This is a genomic window from Enterobacter cloacae complex sp. 418I7 (genome assembly GCF_050030705.1).
Taxonomy (GTDB): domain Bacteria; phylum Pseudomonadota; class Gammaproteobacteria; order Enterobacterales; family Enterobacteriaceae; genus Enterobacter; species Enterobacter intestinihominis.
In genome coordinates this window covers 4,583,154-4,600,769 of sequence record NZ_JBLGUU010000001.1, presented here as the reverse complement: position 1 = coordinate 4,600,769, position 17,616 = coordinate 4,583,154, and the positions used below count along the sequence as shown (strand labels likewise).

The window sequence follows — 17,616 nt, the reverse complement described above, 5'->3', positions numbered from 1 at the left end:
GTTATTCGCCGTCGAGGTTGTGGTGTGGCTGCTCAGTTAATTCTTCGTAAAGATGATTTTTTTGCCTCCGCGAGTCAGGCCGTCGCGGTGGCGGACCGCTATCCACAAAACGTCTTTGCCGAGCATACCCACGAGTTCTGCGAGCTGGTGCTGGTGTGGCGGGGCAACGGCCTGCACGTCCTCAACGACCGTCCCTACCGCATCACGCGCGGAGACCTGTTCTACATCCGCGCCGAAGATAAACACTCTTACGCCTCGGTTAACGATCTGGTGTTGCAGAACGTCATCTACTGCCCTGACAGGCTTAAACTGAATGTCGACTGGGCGGGCAATATCCCCGGTTTACATGATGCCAGAGGCGAACCGCACTGGCGCTTAAGCAGCAACGGCATGGCTCAGGTGCGCCAGACGATTTCCCAGCTGGAGCAGGAGAGCCAGAAGAGCGATCCGGTGGCAAACCAGATGTCGGAGCTGCTTTTTGCCCAGCTGGTGATGACCCTGAAGCGCCATCGTTACGCTACGGATAATCCCTCTGCCACCACGCAGGAAGCGCTGCTGGATAAGCTCATCACCCGGCTTGCGGGCAGTCTTAACAAGAGTTTCGTGCTGGAAAAATTCTGCGAGCAGGAGCAGTGCAGCGAGCGCGCGCTGCGCCAGCAGTTCCGCACCCAGACGGGGATGACGGTCAACCACTATCTGCGCCAGCTGCGCATCTGCCACGCCCAGTACCTGTTACAGCATACGGAGCTGATGGTGAGTGAAGTGGCGATGCGCTGCGGCTTTGAGGACAGTAACTACTTTTCGGTGGTGTTTAACCGTGAGGTGGGGATGACGCCGGTTCAGTGGCGTCATCGCAGTCGAAAGGCAGCGTAATCAGTTCGCCATGCCGAGGCCGACGATATTGGCCGCAATAATAATCACCACGCAGCCCAGGCTCAGCACGCCAACCGGACGACGCCCGGCGTTGTTCCACTCTTTCAGCACCAGCCCAACCAGCCCGCCGCACAGCACGTAGAAGCTCATGTGCAGCATCCAGCTCATGTAGTCATACTGCGCCGGAATACTGGCGTGACCCCAGGCGTAGAAGAAGAATTGCAGATACCACATAAGACCGCCGAGGGCGGAGAGCAGGACGTTGGTGACGATCAGCGGTTTTGCCAGCGAGAAGTCGGCTTTTACCGACAGGTTGTTCACTTTTGCCAGACGAATAAAGCAGAAGCCGAGGTTTACCAGCGCGCCGCCGCCCATGATCACCACGTAGCTTGGCAGGGCAACGTACAGCGGGTCGACGCCCAGCGCCGCAGCGGCGTCGTGCATCGGTTTGGCGGCGTTCATCGCGAACGACATGCCCGCCGAGAAGACACCGCACATCACCGCCAGTAGCAGCCCTTTCTTCAGGTTGAACTCTTCGGCTTTAATGCCCATCTTGCGTTCTTTCAACTGGCCCGCGCGGGTGACAATTCCCACGCCGATCACCGCTACCAGCACGCCCAGCAGCGTCATTCGCCCACCCTGGGTGTTGATCAGCACATCGAAGTTGCCGTTGAGGATTGGCGTCATCAGGGTGCCAACAATCAGCGTAATGCCGATCGCGATGCCAATCCCCATCGACATGCCGAGGTAGCGCATGGTGAGGCCGTAGTTGATATTACCGATACCCCACATCGCGCCGAACAGGAATACCTGCAGCAGGGTGGAGGCGTTGAAGGAGGAGAAGTAGCCCCAGAAATCGGGCAGCAGCATGGCGCTGATTGTCCACGGCAAAATCAGCCAGGACACGGTACCGCCAACGGACCACATGGTTTCCCATGACCAGCCTTTCACCTTTTTAAACGGGGCATAGAAACAGGCTGCACTGGCCGCGCCTATCAAATGCCAGAAGATACCCATCGTAATCGCATGATTCATTTTTACATCCTCATCGTTTTTATAGCCGGAGGCTTCCCGCCGACTTGATGAGTGTAAAAATTAGGCGGTTTGGGAACCTTCAGAAGGTTGCCGCACTTTTGTTTTGAATGGCAATCAGCTCGTTAACCGCGTGAGCAGACTCACAATTCCTTCATTTCTTAAAAACCGAATAACCTTATAAAAACTACGGCATTGATAATCATTTTCAATATCATTTAATTAACTATAATGAACCAACTGCTTACGCGGCATTAACAGCTGTGCCGCCCGACAATAATGGAGAGGATTATGAGTTATACACTGCCATCCCTGCCGTATGCCTACGACGCACTGGAACCGCATTTCGACAAGCAGACGATGGAAATCCATCACACTAAACATCACCAGACCTACGTGAATAACGCGAATGCTGCGCTGGAAAGCCTGCCAGAGTTCGCTAATCTGCCTGTTGAAGAGCTGATCACCAAACTGGACCAGCTGCCAGCAGACAAGAAAACCGTGCTGCGCAACAACGCGGGCGGTCACGCTAACCACAGCCTGTTCTGGAAAGGCCTGAAAACCGGCACCACCCTTCAGGGTGACCTGAAAGCGGCTATCGAGCGTGACTTCGGTTCCGTTGACAACTTCAAAGCGGAATTCGAAAAAGCCGCTGCAACCCGTTTCGGCTCTGGCTGGGCGTGGCTGGTCCTGAAAGGTGACAAACTGGCGGTCGTTTCAACCGCAAATCAGGACTCCCCGCTGATGGGTGAAGCTATCTCTGGCGCATCCGGCTTCCCAATTCTGGGTCTGGACGTGTGGGAACACGCATACTACCTGAAGTTCCAGAACCGTCGCCCTGACTACATCAAAGCCTTCTGGGATGTAGTGAACTGGGACGAAGCAGCAGCGCGTTTCGCCGCTAAAAAATAAGGTTGCATTGACGCCTGTGAGAAGCGAGTCTGATGACTCGCTTTTTTTGTATCTGAAGGAGTGGAGATGCATTACCCGGTGAATGTGTTTACAGGCAAGGTAAGGGAGTACGAAGGCAGTCGCCCTAGCGCTATCGCCAAAGTGCAGGTCGACGGTGAGCTGACGCTTACCGAGCTTGGTCTGGCGGGCGACCAGCAGGCCGAAAAGAAAATCCACGGCGGGCCCGATCGCGCGCTGTGCCACTATCCGCGCGAGCACTATCAGCACTGGAAAACCGAATTTCCTGAACAGGCGGACCTTTTCGTCGCCCCCGCGTTTGGCGAAAATCTCTCAACGGAAGGGCTGACGGAGAAGAACGTCTTTATTGGCGATATTTATCGCTGGGGCGATGCTCTGATTCAGGTCACCCAGCCGCGCTCGCCGTGCTTCAAACTTAACTACCATTTTGGCATTCAGGATATGTCGGCCCAGCTGCAAAACGCGGGTAAAACCGGCTGGCTGTATCGCGTTGTGCAGACGGGACAGGTTTCGGCGGATGCGCCGCTGGAGCTGGCGTCGCGGCTGAGCGATGTCTCCGTGTATGAGGCCTGCGCTATTGCCTGGCATATGCCGTTTGACGACGAGCAATATCACCGTCTGCTGTCGGCGGCGGGGTTATCGACCAGCTGGACCAGAACGATGCAGAAGCGGCGCGTAAGCGGCAAGATCGAGGATAATTCGCGGAGATTGTGGGGGAAATAATTGCCCCTCACCCCGGCCCTCTCCCCAAAGGGGCGAGGGTGAAAAGACCGCACCGAGCCTTCCCCTCTCCCCTATGGGGAGAGGGTTAGGGTGAGGGGATTACGAACGCTTATACAGCGGCAGCCACAGCGTTAGCCGCAGACCGCCCAGCGGGCTGTCATCGGCTTTCACCCAGCCACGGTGCTGCTGCATGGCTGTTTCAACAATTGCCAGACCCAGCCCTGTACCGCCAGATTCACGGTCGCGCGCCTCGTCGGTACGGTAGAACGGACGGAAAATCTGCTCGCGATCTTCCGGGCTGACGCCTGGACCGTCGTCGTCCACGATGATAGTGATCCCGTCTTTATCCACCGAAAACGCCACTTCAATCTTCGTGTGCGAGTAGCGCAGGGCGTTACGCACGATATTCTCCAGCGCGCTTTCCAGCGTGTTGGGGTTACCGTACAGCGGCCACGGGCCCGGCGGGAAATTGACGGTGAAGGATTTGCCCATCTGTTCCGCTTCGAAGGCCGCGTTGTCCAGCACCTCATGCCAGAGGTGATTGGCTTTCACCGTTTCGCTCACCAGCGCGTTTTTCTGCTGATTGCGCGACATCACCAGCAGATCGTTGATCATGCTGTCCAGGCGATGCGCTTCCGTCTCAATACGCTCCAGCTCTTTGCTCTCACCGCTGCGACGGCGCAGCAGGGCGGTACCCAGCTGTAAACGCGTGAGCGGCGTACGCAGCTCGTGGGAGATATCCGACAGCAGACGTTGCTGGGCCGTCATCATTCGATCAAGCGCGCTCACCATCTGGTTAAAACTGGTTCCGGCGGCCAGGAACTCCTGCGGCCCGGATTCCAGCTCCGGATGCTGCCTCAGGTTGCCCTGCGCCACTTCGTCCGCCGCGTTTTTCAGCTTACGCGCCGGTTTCGCCAGGCTCCACGCCAGCCATAACAGCAGTGGGGAACTAACCAGCATGGTGACAATCAACAGCAACAGCGGACGGTCAAACAGCAGGTTGATGAAGTCGGACTGGGAACTGCTCGCGGGGCGAATCAGGTAGAGCTGGTAGTTATCTTCCCCATCCCGCACCGAGAAAGGACCCACCATTTCTACCCGACCATATTTCTTTTTCTGTGGGTGATCGGCGTTATCCGCCTGGCCAATAAAGTTGCGGATAATCTGCATTTCATTGCGATCGGCCCCAATCACGCGGCCTTCACTGGTGACCAGTAAAAGACGTTGTCCGGGGGGCGCCCACTTGTCGATAGCGCGAAACAGCCTGCGCCACCACATTAAATCGTTCGGCGGATCGTTTGCCAGCTCCGCTTCCACGTGCTGCTCGATCATCACGCCCTGACGTTGCTCGCTGTCGAGCAGCTCCGTCATCTGGCGTGAGTCGAGTTTTGGCAACATCAAAACGAGCATTAAAACCAGTGCCAGCGTCAGCCAGAAGATGGCGAAGATGCGGGCGGTTAAGCTGCCTATCATGAAGCGGAAACCATCAGATAACCGCGACCACGCAGGGTTTTAAACCAGGGGTGACCGTCTTTACGCTCCGGCAGCTTACGGCGCAGGTTCGAGATATGCATATCGATGGCGCGGTCAAACGGGGTGAGGCGTTTGCCCAGCACTTCCTGGCTCAAGTGTTCACGCGACACCACCTGGCCGAGATGCTGCGCCAGCAGATACAGCAGGGTGAACTCGGTGCCGGTTAGCTCCAGCGTTTCACCGTCGAAGCTCGCTTCCTGGCGGCCCGGGTTCAGGCTCAGGGAGTCCACTTCCAGCGTAGGTGAGCTGTTGTCGGTATTCTGCTGCTGCTCGCTCCAGTGAGAGCGGCGCAGGATCGCGCGAATACGGGCCACCAGTTCACGGTCGTTGAACGGCTTAGGTAAATAGTCATCCGCACCCAGCTCAAGGCCGAGTACGCGGTCAAGCTCGCTGCCGCGCGCGGTCAGCATAATGACGGGGGTCTGGTGTGTCTGGCGAAGCTCTTTCAACGTATCAATACCGTTTTTCTTCGGCATCATGACGTCGAGCAAAAGTAAATCGATGCTGTCGTCAAGGAGACTCAGCGCCTGTTCCCCATCATGGGCAACCAGGACGTTGAAACCTTCCATGTCGAGCAACTCCTTTAAAAGAGATGTGAGCTCTCGGTCATCATCAACTAACAGGATTTTATTCATTGTTTAAATACCTCCGAGGCAGAAATTACGACATCAAGGCTATCTAATCCATGACTTTACGTTGTTTTACACCCCCTGACGCATGTTTGCAGCCTGAATCGTAGACTGTCTCTCGTTGAATCGCGACACGAAAGATTTTGGGAGCAAGTGATGCGCAAAGTTACCGCTGCCGTCATGGCCTCAACGCTGGCCTTCTGTGCGTTTAGCCAGGCTGCTGTAGCTATCAACAGCGATAACGGTTCCTCAGTAGAGGGCGCAACGCAGCACAGCAGCCAAAGCCATATGTTTGACGGCATAAGTTTAACCGAACATCAGCGTCAACAGATGCGAGATCTGATGCAGAGGGCACGACACGACCAGCCCCCTGTTAATGTTAGCGAAATGGAGACAATGCATCGCCTTGTCACCGCAGAAAATTTTGACGAAAGCGCTGTACGCGCTCAGGCAGAAAAAATGGCGCAGGAACAGGTTGCCCGCCAGGTAGAAATGGCGAAGGTTCGCAACCAGATGTTCCACCTGCTAACGCCCGAGCAGCAAGCGGTTTTGAATACCAAACATCAGCAACGTATGAACCAGTTGCGTGAGGTTGCACGGATGCAGCGAAGCTCAGATATGACGCTTTTCAGTAGCAATAGCAGTACCCGTAGTAACCAGTAAACCCTGTTTTCCTTGCCATAGACACCATCCCTGTCTTCCCCCACATGATGTGGGGGTTTTTTTTGCCCATCGTTCAGTGTTGTTAACGCTTTATTCATCCTTTCACTCCACCGCCATCCGTTATACTAGCGCCATGGCATGACAGGAGTGTTTATGAATCAATCCTATGGACGGCTGGTAAGCCGGGCCGCAATAGCCGCGACGGTGACGGCGTCGTGTTTGCTGATCATTAAAATTTTCGCGTGGTGGTACACCGGGTCGGTTAGTATTCTGGCTGCGCTGGTGGATTCACTTGTGGATATTGCCGCCTCGCTGACCAACCTGCTGGTGGTGCGCTATTCGCTGCAACCGGCGGATGAAGAGCATACGTTTGGCCACGGCAAAGCGGAATCGCTGGCCGCGCTGGCACAAAGTATGTTTATTTCGGGCTCCGCGCTTTTCCTGTTTTTGACCGGCATTCAGCATCTTATTTCGCCTTCTCCGATGAACGATCCGGGCGTTGGTGTGGTCGTAACCGTAGTTGCACTTATAAGCACACTTGTTCTTGTAACGTTCCAGCGCTGGGTTGTACGCAAAACACAAAGCCAGGCTGTACGGGCCGATATGCTTCATTATCAGTCTGATGTTATGATGAATGGGGCTATTCTTATTGCGCTCGGTCTGGCCTGGTATGGCTGGCATCGTGCCGATGCGTTGTTTGCGTTAGGGATAGGGATCTATATTTTATACAGCGCGTTGCGGATGGGGTATGACGCGGTACAGTCGCTTCTTGACCGTGCGCTTCCGGATGCAGAACGTGATGAAATTTATGCCATCGTGACCCACTGGCCTGGCGTCAGTGGTGCTCACGATCTTCGTACGCGGCAGTCAGGGCCGACCCGCTTTATTCAGATTCATTTGGAAATGGAAGACAACCTGCCACTGGTTCAGGCGCATATGGTCGCTGAACAGGTGGAGCAGGCGATTTTGCAGCGTTTCCCTGGGTCAGACGTCATTATTCACCAGGATCCGTGCTCTGTCGTCCCCAGGGCGTTTTGAGCTTTCGTAATTCGTTGTAAAAAAGTGAGCCAGACCAGCATTTTGTGGATAAATTACCACCATATGGCCTGACCTGAATCAATTCAGCTGGAAGGGATTGATATACTATTTGCAGTATTCGACGGTTGAACAGTTTCTTCCGGCAGCAGATTTCAATTTTGCATTCCTAAGTTCAGAGGTAGTCATGATTAAGAAAATCGGTGTGTTGACAAGCGGCGGTGATGCGCCGGGCATGAACGCGGCAATCCGTGGGGTTGTCCGTGCAGCGCTGACGGAAGGTCTGGAAGTTTTTGGTATCTATGACGGTTACCTGGGTCTGTATGAAGACCGCATGGTTCAGCTCGACCGCTACAGCGTGTCTGACATGATCAACCGTGGCGGTACTTTCCTCGGTTCCGCGCGCTTCCCGGAATTCCGTGACGAACACATCCGTGAAGTGGCTATCGAAAACATGAAAAAACGGGGTCTGGATGCGCTGGTGGTTATCGGCGGCGACGGCTCGTACATGGGTGCAAAACGTCTGACTGAAATGGGCTTCCCGTGCATCGGCCTGCCTGGCACCATCGACAACGACATCAAAGGCACTGACTACACCATCGGTTACTTCACTGCGCTGGGTACCGTTGTGGAAGCGATTGACCGCCTGCGTGACACCTCTTCCTCTCACCAGCGTATTTCCATTGTTGAAGTGATGGGCCGTTACTGCGGTGACCTGACCCTGGCGGCGGCCATTGCCGGTGGCTGTGAGTTCGTGGTAGTTCCGGAAGTAGAGTTCAGCCGTGAAGATCTGGTCGCAGAGATCAAAGCCGGCATCGCGAAAGGTAAGAAACACGCCATCGTTGCTATCACCGAGCACATCTGTGACGTTGACGAGCTGGCGAAGTACATCGAAACCGAAACCAAACGCGAAACCCGCGCGACCGTTCTGGGTCACATTCAGCGTGGCGGTTCCCCAGGCCCGTACGACCGTATCCTGGCGTCCCGCATGGGTGCGTACGCGATCGAGCTGCTGCTACAGGGCCACGGCGGCCGCTGCGTCGGTATTCAGAACGAGAAACTGGTTCACCATGACATCATCGACGCCATTGAAAACATGAAGCGTCCGTTCAAAGGTGACTGGCTGGACTGCGCGAAAAAACTGTACTGATCGGCTCTGTTGCCCGGTGGCGGCAAGGTAAATGCAAAACGGTAACCCTTGGGTTACCGTTTTTTATGGTTGCTCCCTCTCCCGTGGGAGAGGGTTGGGGTGAGGGCATCAGGCCGCTCATTCACTTTTTTTTATTCCTTCACGTTATAGCCAATCTTTTTTTATTCTTTAATCATCGGTTAGCTTTCTGGCACGCTGCATTCATCAAAACACTACACAAGAGAGCCGGGCGATGAATAAATGGGGCGTGGGGTTAACATTATTGCTGGCATCGACCAGCGTTCTGGCAAAGGACATTCAGTTACTGAACGTGTCGTACGATCCGACGCGTGAACTGTACGACCAGTACAACAAAGCTTTTGCGGCGCACTGGAAACAGGAAACCGGCGATAACGTGGTGGTTCGTCAGTCTCACGGCGGTTCAGGTAAGCAGGCGACATCGGTGATCAACGGCATTGAAGCCGATGTGGTTACCCTGGCGCTGGCTTATGACGTAGACGCGATCGCGGAGCGTGGCCGTATCGACAAAAACTGGATCAAGCGCCTGCCGGACAACTCTGCGCCATACACCTCGACCATTGTCTTCCTGGTGCGCAAAGGCAACCCGAAACAGATTAAAGACTGGAACGACCTGATTAAGCCGGGCGTGTCTGTCATCACGCCGAACCCGAAAAGCTCCGGCGGCGCACGCTGGAACTACCTGGCGGCCTGGGGCTACGCCCTGCACCACAACAACGGTGACCAGGCTAAAGCGCAGGAATTCGTGAAAGCGCTGTTTAAAAATGTCGAAGTGCTGGACTCCGGCGCGCGCGGCGCAACTAACACCTTCGTCGAGCGCGGCATCGGCGACGTGCTGATTGCCTGGGAAAACGAAGCCCTGCTGGCGACCAACGAGCTGGGTAAAGACAAATTCGAGATCGTGACCCCGAGCGAATCCATCCTGGCTGAGCCGACCGTCTCCGTCGTCGATAAGGTTGTTGATAAGAAGGGCACTAAAGCGGTGGCGGAAGCCTACCTGAAGTACCTCTACTCACCGGAAGGGCAGGAAATTGCGGCGAAAAACTTCTACCGCCCGCGCGATGAGGCCGTCGCGAAGAAATACGAAAACGCCTTCCCGAAACTGAAGCTGTTCACTATCGATGATGTTTTTGGCGGCTGGACCAAAGCGCAAAAAGAGCACTTCTCTAACGGCGGCACCTTCGACCAGATCAGCAAGCGCTAAGCGTTTTACAAAGAACGACACGGTAACCCGGTGTGAGAAATCCACCGGGTTTTTTATTTGGTCATCATTTTGCGTTACTCTTTTGCCTCTATTGAAAACAGGGAACGCGTTGTGAAAAAAATTATCTTACTGATTCTGATCGTTATCGCCCTTGCCGCAGGCGGCGTGTACTGGATGAAAGCGGGTAATCCGAATGCGTTGCGTCATATCGTTCTCGACCAGTGTGTGCCCAACCAGCTGCAAAACCGTAACCCGGCGCCGTGTGCGCAGGTGAAGCCAGATGCTGGCTACGTGGTGTTCAAAGACCGCAACGGGCCGCTGCAATACCTGCTGATGCCCACGTACCGTATTAACGGCACCGAAAGCCCGCTGCTGACTGAGCCTCAGACGCCGAATTTCTTCTGGCTGGCGTGGCAGTCTCGTCATTTTATGAGCATGAAACGGGGAGCCGACGTGCCTGACAGCGCTATTTCGCTGACCATCAACTCCCCGACCGGACGCACGCAGAACCATTTTCATATCCACATCTCCTGCCTGCGCCCGGACGTGCGCGAGAAGCTGAACGCGGCGCAGGGGCAAATCAGCACCCAGTGGCTACCGCTTCCGGGCGGGCTGGAAGGGCATGAGTACCTTGCCCGTCGGGTGACGGAGAACGAACTGGTGCAGCGCAGCCCGTTTATGATGCTGGCGGAAGAGCTGCCGGAAGCGCGCGACCATATGGGACGCTTCGCGCTGGCGATGGCGCAGCAGTCAGACGGCTCGTTTGTATTGCTGGCGACAGAGCGTAACCTGCTTACCTTTAACCGTGCGTCGGCTGAGGAATTGCAGGATCATCAATGCGATATCCTGAAGTGACCCCACCATAAATAGCGTTTACTCGCCCTGCCTGTCGCCGTAGACTTGCTGAAAAATTCTACAGGAGACAGGTATGTCGCTCTGGTTAACGCATCCTCTGCTGCTTCCCTCGCTGATCGTCGGCGTCACCATCGTGCTGTGGGCGACGTCGCTGTTGCCGGAATTTATCACCGCGCTGCTGTTCTTTACGGCGGCGATGACCGCCAGAATCGCCCCGCCGGAAGTGATCTTTGGCGGCTTCGCCTCGTCTGCCTTCTGGCTGGTGTTCAGCGGCTTTGTGCTGGGCGTGGCGATTCGGAAAACCGGCCTGGCGGACAGGGCCGCCCGGGCGCTGTCGGCAAAGCTTACCGACTCCTGGGTGCTGATGGTGGCAAGCGTTGTGCTGCTGAGCTATGCCCTGGCATTCGTGATGCCGTCGAACATGGGACGTATTGCGTTGCTGATGCCGATTGTCGCCGCGATGGCGAAGCGGGCCGGCATTCCTGATGGCTCGCGGGCCTGGTTTGGCCTGGCGCTGGCGGTCGGGTTTGGCACCTTCCAGCTCTCGGCCACTATTTTGCCCGCTAACGTGCCAAACCTGGTGATGAGCGGCGCGGCGGAGGGCTCATACGGCATCCACCTCAACTATGTCCCGTATCTGCTGCTGCACACGCCGGTGCTGGGTATTCTCAAAGGCCTGATTCTGATTGGCCTGATCTGCTGGCTGTTTCCCGGCAACCCAAAACCGGCGAAGGATCTCGCGCCATCGGAACCGATGGCGCGTGACGAAAAACGTCTCGCCTGGCTGCTGGCGGTGGTGTTGACGATGTGGGTAACGGAGAGCTGGCACGGCGTGGGCCCAGCGTGGACAGGGCTGGCGGCCTCGGTCATCGTTATGCTGCCGCGCATCGGATTTATCACCGGCGAGGAGTTCTCGGCGGGGGTGAATATGCGCACCTGTATTTACGTCGCGGGTATACTCGGGCTGGCCATTACGGTGACGCAGACCGGTATCGGTGCGGCCGTAGGCGAGGCGTTGCTCCATATCATGCCGCTGGATGCAGACCGCCCGTTTACCAGCTTCCTGGCGCTGACGGGGATCACCACGGCGCTCAACTTCATTATGACCGCCAACGGCGTTCCGGCGCTGTACACCACGCTGGCGCAGAGCTTCTCCGACGCGACCGGCTTCCCGCTGCTGTCGGTGATCATGATTCAGGTGCTGGGGTATTCCACGCCGCTGCTGCCGTATCAGGCGTCGCCGATTGTGGTGGCGATGGGCTTAGGGAAAGTGCCTGCGAAGGCGGGGATGCTGCTCTGCCTGGCGCTGGCGATTGCGACGTATCTGGTACTGCTGCCGCTGGATTATTTGTGGTTTAGCGTATTAGGACGTTTGTAGTGGTTTTGTAGGGCGGGTTAGCGAAGCGCCACCCGCCCCAAAGGCAATTACGCCTGCTTAGCCGCTTCTGCCGCTTTAACGATCACCGCGAAAGCGTCTGCTTTCAGGGATGCGCCGCCAACCAGCGCGCCATCGATGTCTGGCTGGGTGAACAGCTCAGCTGCGTTTGATGCGTTAACGGAACCGCCGTACTGGATGATGACCTGCTCAGCCACTTTCGCGTCTGCTTTTGCAATGTGGTCACGGATGAACTTGTGCACCGCCTGTGCCTGCGCTGGAGTTGCAGATTTGCCGGTACCGATCGCCCAGACTGGCTCGTAAGCGATAACCGCGCCTTCGAACGCTGCCGCGCCCTGGGTTTTCAGCACAGCGTCGATCTGACGTGCGCACACTTCTTCGGTTTTACCCGCTTCGTTTTCTGCTTCGGTTTCACCGATGCACAGAACCGGGATCAGACCCTGCTCTTTCAGCACAGCGAATTTCTTCGCGATGAACTCGTCAGATTCTTTGTGGTAGGTGCGACGCTCAGAGTGGCCGATGATGATGTATTTCGCGCCGATGTCTTTCAGCATTTCAGCGGAGGTTTCACCGGTAAACGCGCCAGACAGGTTAACGTCAACGTTCTGCGCGCCCAGAATGATGTGGCTGCCGTCAGCGGCACGTTTAGCCAGATCCAGGTACATATCCGGCGGAGCGATAGCAACCGCGCAGCCGGTCACGCCAGCCAGCTCTTTACGCAGGTTAGCAACCAGTTCGTTTACCATGTGGCGGCTGCCGTTCAGTTTCCAGTTACCCATCACTAAAGGATGTCGCATTTCAATTCTCCACGCTCAATAAGCGAATTAAGGAATATGGCCACCCTTAAGGGCAGCATGGTCTGTGAATCAGTATAGAGATTTTCCCTCGAAAGGCTTTGCTTTTTGTCATTAATTCGCCCCCTCGAGTGCGTCTGATAGGGCCAGCTTAATCGGTTCAACCGCGAAGGTCAGCCCCTTTTCGCCGTTATCTGCGACGACATAGCGAACGGCACCTTCCGTATCGGCGTAATAGCGTTTGTTTTTCCCGGCGGTAAGCAGTTTTTGCAGCTTTTGCTGGCTTTGCGCTTTCGTGAAGGTGGGAGTAAAGGCGCGCAAAATAGCACTCATATACTCCAGCGCTTTCGCTTTCGCCGCTTTCTGCTCTGGGCCCTGAATCGGCAGCCAGGTGATCTGCATGCTTTTGATTTTTAACGTTCCGCGCTCAAGGGCAGTGGAAGCATATAGATTCTCGTTAATTTTGCTGGCAGCGCGGGTCAGGGTTGGCGTATCGCGGGCACCGTCAATCGCACGGAACTCCCCCAGCGCAAGCGAGGGGTTTTCTTTATTGAAGGCTTCGCGGAACTGGCTGATAGATTGATCGAAAGAGGGGGCGCCCGCCAGAAGGTAGGGGGCGGTGACCGGGGAAGCCGGTTCCGCGGCGTGCAGAGAAAAACTGGCGCTCAGCATCGCTAAACACAAATAAAGAGAGTGTGCCGAACTTTTCATCAACATTGCCCCTGGCCGTTATTGCCCATGATTAAAACGATATCTGGTCGGCTTGTCAAAAGGTCACAACTCCAGGGTAAAATGCGGGCTAAACAATAATAAGGAACCTTACATGACCATACAGCAGTGGTTGTTTTCATTCAAAGGGCGTATTGGACGCCGTGACTTCTGGATCTGGATGGCAGCGTGGGTTGTCGCCATGCTGCTTCTGTTTTTTGTTGCCTATAACGCCTGGCTGAGCACGCAAACTGCGGCTTTTGCGCTGGTCTGTTTACTGTGGCCAACCGCCGCCGTGGTGGTGAAACGTCTGCACGATCGCGGTCGCTCCGGCGCTTGGGCTTTTCTGATTATTCTGGCGTGGATGCTGGTGGCGGGGAACTGGTCAATGCTGCCCTCCATCCTCCCGTGGGTGGTGGGCAGACTGCTGCCGACGGTTATCTTTGTGATGATGGTTGTCGAACTGGGCGCGTTTATTGGCACCCAGAGCGAGAACAAATACGGAAAAGATACCCTTGAGGTGAAGTACCGCTGATCACCAGTAGTGTTCGGCGGTCATATGGCCCGGTCGGCGGCGAAGGTGTTTCGTCATCTGCCGGGTATCCTTCAGCAGTTGCTGCGTATCGCGCACCATCTGCGGGTTACCGCACAGCATCACGTGGCTGGTTTCGGTATTCATCGGTAAACCCACCGCCTCTTCCAGCGCGCCGCTTTCAATCAACGCCGGAACGCGACCGGTTAACGAGCCAGCTGCGGTTTCGCGGCTGACCACCGTCTGAATTTTTAACTTCCCGCCATATCGCTGTTCCAGCGCCTGCATCTGCGGCAAATAGCTCAGGTCTGCGGCGTAGCGCGCGGCGTGGACCAGCACGATATTCTTAAAGCGCTCCAGATCTTTGCCGTACTCCAGGATAGAGAGATACGGGCCGATGGCCGTGCCGGTCGCCAGCATCCAGAGCGTGTCACAGTCGGGGATTTCATCCAGCACGAAGAACCCCGCCGCGTCGGAGACAATCTGCACCTCATCGCCCGGTTTCAGCGCGGCGAGGCGCGGGCTGAGCTTACCGTCCGGGACGGTGACCAGATAGAATTCGAGATCCGGGTTATCAGGCGCGTTAACGTAAGAGTAGGCGCGCTGTACGCGTTCACCGTCGATATCCAGCCCGAGCTTGGCAAACTGCCCGGCGGTAAACGGATGAACGGGAGCGTGCAGCGTGAGGCTAAATAGCGCATCGGTCCAGAACTGTACCTTTGTGACTTTACCTGTTACCCAGTCCGCCATGATCTTCTCCTGTGCTGTTTCTCTCTTCTATCTTCCGTACTTGTGGGAAATATTTCCAGCCCATTCGGGCCGGAAAGCTCTATCGATCAAACGGTTTTACAGAATGTGCGTCTGTACGTCCGGGTCTTTGCGGTCGAGATAATGAATGGACTGAATGCGGCGAATGGTGCGGGATTTGCCGCGGATCAGCAGGGTTTCAGTGGTGGCCATGTTTCCCTTGCGGGTGATGCCATCCAGCAGATCGCCTTTGGTGATGCCGGTTGCGGAGAAGACCACGTTATCGCTGCGAGCCATCTCGTTCAGCGCGAGCACTTTATTGGCCTCGATGCCCATCGCCGCACAGCGCGCCAGTTCGTCTTCACCAATGCGAAGGTTCTCGTCGCTGTCGCCTTTGACCTCATGGCGTGGCAGCAGACGCGCCTGCATATCGCCTTCCAGCGCGCGGATCACTGCCGCAGAGACCACACCTTCCGGCGCGCCGCCGATGCCGTAAAGCACGTCGACCTCGCTGTCCGGCATGCAGGTCAGAATAGAGGCGGCAACGTCGCCATCAGGAATGGCAAATACGCGCACGCCGAGTGCTTGCAGATAAGCGATGGTGGCGTCGTGGCGCGGTTTCGCCAGGATGGTCACGGTGAGTTCGTTGAGCGGTTTACCCAGCGCCGCTGCGATATTGCGCAGGTTGGCATCCAGCGGCAGGCTAAGGTCGATAGCGCCTTTAGCACCAGGACCGACAATCAGCTTTTCCATGTACATATCTGGCGCGTTGAGGAAGCAGCCCTTATCGCCCACCGCCAGCACCGCCAGCGCGTTGGCCTGGCCCATCGCCGTCATGCGCGTGCCTTCGATCGGGTCGACCGCGATATCCACCGCATCGCCTTTGCCCGTCCCGACTTTTTCACCGATGTAGAGCATCGGGGCTTCGTCGATTTCGCCTTCGCCAATGACGATAGTGCCATCGATATTGACCTGATTAAGCACAATGCGCATGGCGTGGACGGCTGCGCCGTCTGCGGTATTTTTGTCGCCACGGCCCAGCCACTTGTAGCCTGCGAGGGCGGCAGCTTCGGTGACGCGGGAAAACTCGATAGCAAGTTCACGTTTCATGAGGTACTCGTACAATCAAAAGGAATTGCACGAAGTTTATCACAGAGTGGGGAGGGGGAGGGGTGGTGCGGTCTGAGCCCCTCACCCCGGCCCTCTCCCCAAAGGGGAGAGGGTGTTTTAAGTCCCCTCGCCCCTTTGGGGAGAGGGTTAGGGTGAGGGGTGAGTCTGTCTTACTCGTCGTGCTCTTCCCATGCCAGGGCACGTTTCACCGCTTTCTTCCAGCCGCTGTAGCGGTAGTTGCGCTCGGTGGTTTCGATGCCTGGACGGAATTCGCGTTCGATCACCGCTTTTTCCTGAAGCTCGTCAAGGTTTTGCCAGAAGCCAACCGCCAGACCTGCCAGATACGCCGCGCCCAGCGCCGTTACTTCTCGCACCTCAGGACGTTCAACGCGGGTACCCAGAATGTCGGACTGGAACTGCATCAGGAAGTTGTTGGCTACCGCACCGCCGTCCACGCGCAGGGCGTGCAGACGAATGCCGGAGTCCGCCTGCATCGCTTCCAGCACGTCGCGCGTCTGGTAGGCGATAGATTCCAGGGTCGCACGAATAATGTGGTTTGAGTTCACACCGCGCGTCAGGCCGAAAATCGCGCCGCGGGCGTACGGATCCCAGTACGGTGCGCCCAGACCGGTAAACGCTGGCACCACGTATACGCCGTTGGTGTCTTTCACTTTGGTCGCGAAGTATTCGGAGTCAAACGCATCGCTGATCAGCTTCATCTCGTCGCGCAGCCACTGAATGGAGGCGCCCGCCATGAATACCGCCCCTTCCAGGGCATAGTTCACTTCACCGCGTGGGCCGCATGCGATGGTGGTCAGCAGACCGTTTTCTGATTTCACCGCTTTCTCGCCGGTGTTCATGAGCATAAAGCAGCCGGTGCCGTAAGTGTTCTTCGCCATCCCTTCCTTGACGCACAGCTGGCCGAACAGCGCCGCCTGCTGGTCACCGGCAATACCGGCGATAGGAATACGGGTGCCGCCTTTACCGCCGATGTTGGTCTGGCCGTAAACTTCTGAAGATTTGCGCACGTCTGGCAGCATCGCACGCGGAATGTCCAGCGCGTCCAGCATCTTGTCATCCCACTCCAGAGTGTTGATGTTGAACAGCATGGTGCGCGAGGCGTTGGTGTAGTCGGTGACGTGAACGCGTCCCTGAGTCATCTTCCAGATAAGCCAGGTATCGACGGTGCCAAACAGCAGCTCGCCGCGTCGTGCACGCTCGCGTGAACCTTCCACGTGGTCGAGGATCCACTTCACTTTGGTGCCGGAGAAATACGGGTCAATGACCAGACCGGTTGTACTGCGCACGTACTCTTCCATTCCGTCGCGCTTCAGTTTTTCGCAGATCTCTGAGGTGCGGCGGCACTGCCAGACAATGGCGTTGTAGATGGGCTTACCGGTTTCGCGCTCCCAGACAACGGTGGTTTCACGCTGGTTGGTGATACCGATAGCGGCAATCTCGTCAGAACTGATGTCGGCTTTCGCCAGCACTTCCACCAGCGTGGAGCTTTGTGACGCCCAGATCTCCATCGGGTCGTGTTCAACCCAGCCTGGACGCGGATAGATTTGCTCAAATTCGCGTTGAGACACGCTGACAATGTTCGCGTCATGATCCATTACGACAGCGCGGGAGCTGGTAGTGCCCTGGTCGAGCGCAACGATATATTTTTTTTCGGTCATGGTAT

Annotated in this window: 18 protein-coding genes; 10 read left to right on the top strand and 8 right to left on the bottom strand. The window is 56.4% G+C overall.

Annotation, left to right across the window (positions count from 1 at the left end):
* The first annotated feature begins 24 nt into the window (after positions 1–24).
* Entirely contained in the window at positions 25–873 is an 849-nt protein-coding gene (rhaR, locus tag ACQG0S_RS22120; RefSeq protein WP_022649814.1) for an HTH-type transcriptional activator RhaR, read from the top strand.
* Here the strand turns inward: rhaR and rhaT are convergent, their stop codons facing one another.
* The gene (gene rhaT / locus ACQG0S_RS22115; protein ID WP_048965904.1) at positions 874–1,908 is read right to left on the bottom strand and encodes an L-rhamnose/proton symporter RhaT; all 1,035 of its coding nucleotides are present in this window, start codon (positions 1,906–1,908) and stop codon (positions 874–876) included.
* Between the two features lie 288 nt (positions 1,909–2,196).
* Between rhaT and sodA the strand changes: the two genes are divergently transcribed.
* Both sodA and yiiM read left to right on the top strand, forming a co-directional pair.
* A complete protein-coding gene (gene sodA, locus ACQG0S_RS22110; protein ID WP_003861999.1) occupies positions 2,197–2,817 on the top strand; it encodes a superoxide dismutase [Mn] in 621 nt (206 codons plus the stop codon).
* 66 nt (positions 2,818–2,883) lie between these two features.
* Positions 2,884–3,558: a 6-hydroxyaminopurine reductase gene (gene yiiM, locus ACQG0S_RS22105; RefSeq protein ID WP_048965905.1), complete on the top strand. Its 675-nt coding sequence runs from the start codon at positions 2,884–2,886 to the stop codon at positions 3,556–3,558.
* Positions 3,559–3,657: 99 nt separating this feature from the next.
* On the opposite strand, the gene cpxA is transcribed toward yiiM, so the two are convergent.
* Together cpxA and cpxR are read right to left on the bottom strand one after the other, a co-directional pair.
* Positions 3,658–5,031, bottom strand: coding sequence for an envelope stress sensor histidine kinase CpxA (cpxA, locus tag ACQG0S_RS22100; protein ID WP_022649811.1), 1,374 nt, complete (start codon positions 5,029–5,031; stop codon positions 3,658–3,660).
* Positions 5,028–5,726, bottom strand: coding sequence for an envelope stress response regulator transcription factor CpxR (cpxR, locus tag ACQG0S_RS22095; protein ID WP_003862004.1), 699 nt, complete (start codon positions 5,724–5,726; stop codon positions 5,028–5,030). The genes cpxA and cpxR overlap by 4 nt, the downstream gene beginning before the upstream one ends.
* A 150-nt stretch (positions 5,727–5,876) precedes the next feature.
* Between cpxR and cpxP the strand changes: the two genes are divergently transcribed.
* The 6 genes from cpxP (at position 5,877) to ACQG0S_RS22065 (ending at position 12,023) form a co-directional block, all read left to right on the top strand.
* Complete coding sequence (gene cpxP / locus ACQG0S_RS22090; RefSeq protein ID WP_023298904.1) at positions 5,877–6,383, top strand: cell-envelope stress modulator CpxP; 507 nt, start codon at positions 5,877–5,879, stop codon at positions 6,381–6,383.
* Between the two features lie 153 nt (positions 6,384–6,536).
* On the top strand, positions 6,537–7,421 hold the full coding sequence (gene fieF / locus ACQG0S_RS22085; protein ID WP_023298903.1) for a CDF family cation-efflux transporter FieF: 885 nt from the start codon (positions 6,537–6,539) through the stop codon (positions 7,419–7,421).
* A 184-nt stretch (positions 7,422–7,605) separates the two neighbouring features.
* Positions 7,606–8,568, top strand: coding sequence for a 6-phosphofructokinase (gene pfkA, locus ACQG0S_RS22080; RefSeq protein WP_003862009.1), 963 nt, complete (start codon positions 7,606–7,608; stop codon positions 8,566–8,568).
* 232 nt (positions 8,569–8,800) lie between these two features.
* Positions 8,801–9,790 carry a sulfate ABC transporter substrate-binding protein gene (locus tag ACQG0S_RS22075; protein WP_023298902.1) on the top strand — a complete coding sequence of 330 codons (990 nt, stop codon included), beginning with the start codon at positions 8,801–8,803 and terminating at the stop codon, positions 9,788–9,790.
* A gap of 111 nt (positions 9,791–9,901) precedes the next feature.
* Positions 9,902–10,645, top strand: a complete 744-nt coding sequence (locus tag ACQG0S_RS22070) for a CDP-diacylglycerol diphosphatase (protein ID WP_048965673.1) — start codon at positions 9,902–9,904, stop codon at positions 10,643–10,645.
* A gap of 73 nt (positions 10,646–10,718) precedes the next feature.
* Positions 10,719–12,023, top strand: coding sequence for an SLC13 family permease (locus ACQG0S_RS22065; protein WP_048965674.1), 1,305 nt, complete (start codon positions 10,719–10,721; stop codon positions 12,021–12,023).
* Positions 12,024–12,070: 47 nt separating this feature from the next.
* Here the strand turns inward: ACQG0S_RS22065 and tpiA are convergent, their stop codons facing one another.
* Complete coding sequence (tpiA, locus tag ACQG0S_RS22060) at positions 12,071–12,838, bottom strand: triose-phosphate isomerase (RefSeq protein ID WP_003862019.1); 768 nt, start codon at positions 12,836–12,838, stop codon at positions 12,071–12,073.
* 111 nt (positions 12,839–12,949) lie between these two features.
* On the bottom strand, positions 12,950–13,546 hold the full coding sequence (locus ACQG0S_RS22055) for a DUF1454 family protein (protein ID WP_022649805.1): 597 nt from the start codon (positions 13,544–13,546) through the stop codon (positions 12,950–12,952).
* A gap of 112 nt (positions 13,547–13,658) precedes the next feature.
* Here ACQG0S_RS22055 and ACQG0S_RS22050 point away from each other — a divergent pair, with 112 nt between their 5' ends.
* Entirely contained in the window at positions 13,659–14,078 is a 420-nt protein-coding gene (locus tag ACQG0S_RS22050) for a DUF805 domain-containing protein (protein WP_022649804.1), read from the top strand.
* On the opposite strand, the gene fpr is transcribed toward ACQG0S_RS22050, so the two are convergent.
* The 3 genes from fpr to glpK all read right to left on the bottom strand — a co-directional run bounded on the left by fpr (position 14,079) and on the right by glpK (position 17,611).
* Positions 14,079–14,825: a ferredoxin--NADP(+) reductase gene (fpr, locus tag ACQG0S_RS22045; protein ID WP_022649803.1), complete on the bottom strand. Its 747-nt coding sequence runs from the start codon at positions 14,823–14,825 to the stop codon at positions 14,079–14,081. It abuts the gene before it with no gap.
* 96 nt (positions 14,826–14,921) lie between these two features.
* Complete coding sequence (gene glpX / locus ACQG0S_RS22040; RefSeq protein WP_048965675.1) at positions 14,922–15,932, bottom strand: class II fructose-bisphosphatase; 1,011 nt, start codon at positions 15,930–15,932, stop codon at positions 14,922–14,924.
* A gap of 170 nt (positions 15,933–16,102) precedes the next feature.
* Entirely contained in the window at positions 16,103–17,611 is a 1,509-nt protein-coding gene (glpK, locus tag ACQG0S_RS22035; RefSeq protein ID WP_022649801.1) for a glycerol kinase GlpK, read from the bottom strand.
* Positions 17,612–17,616 lie beyond the last annotated feature (5 nt).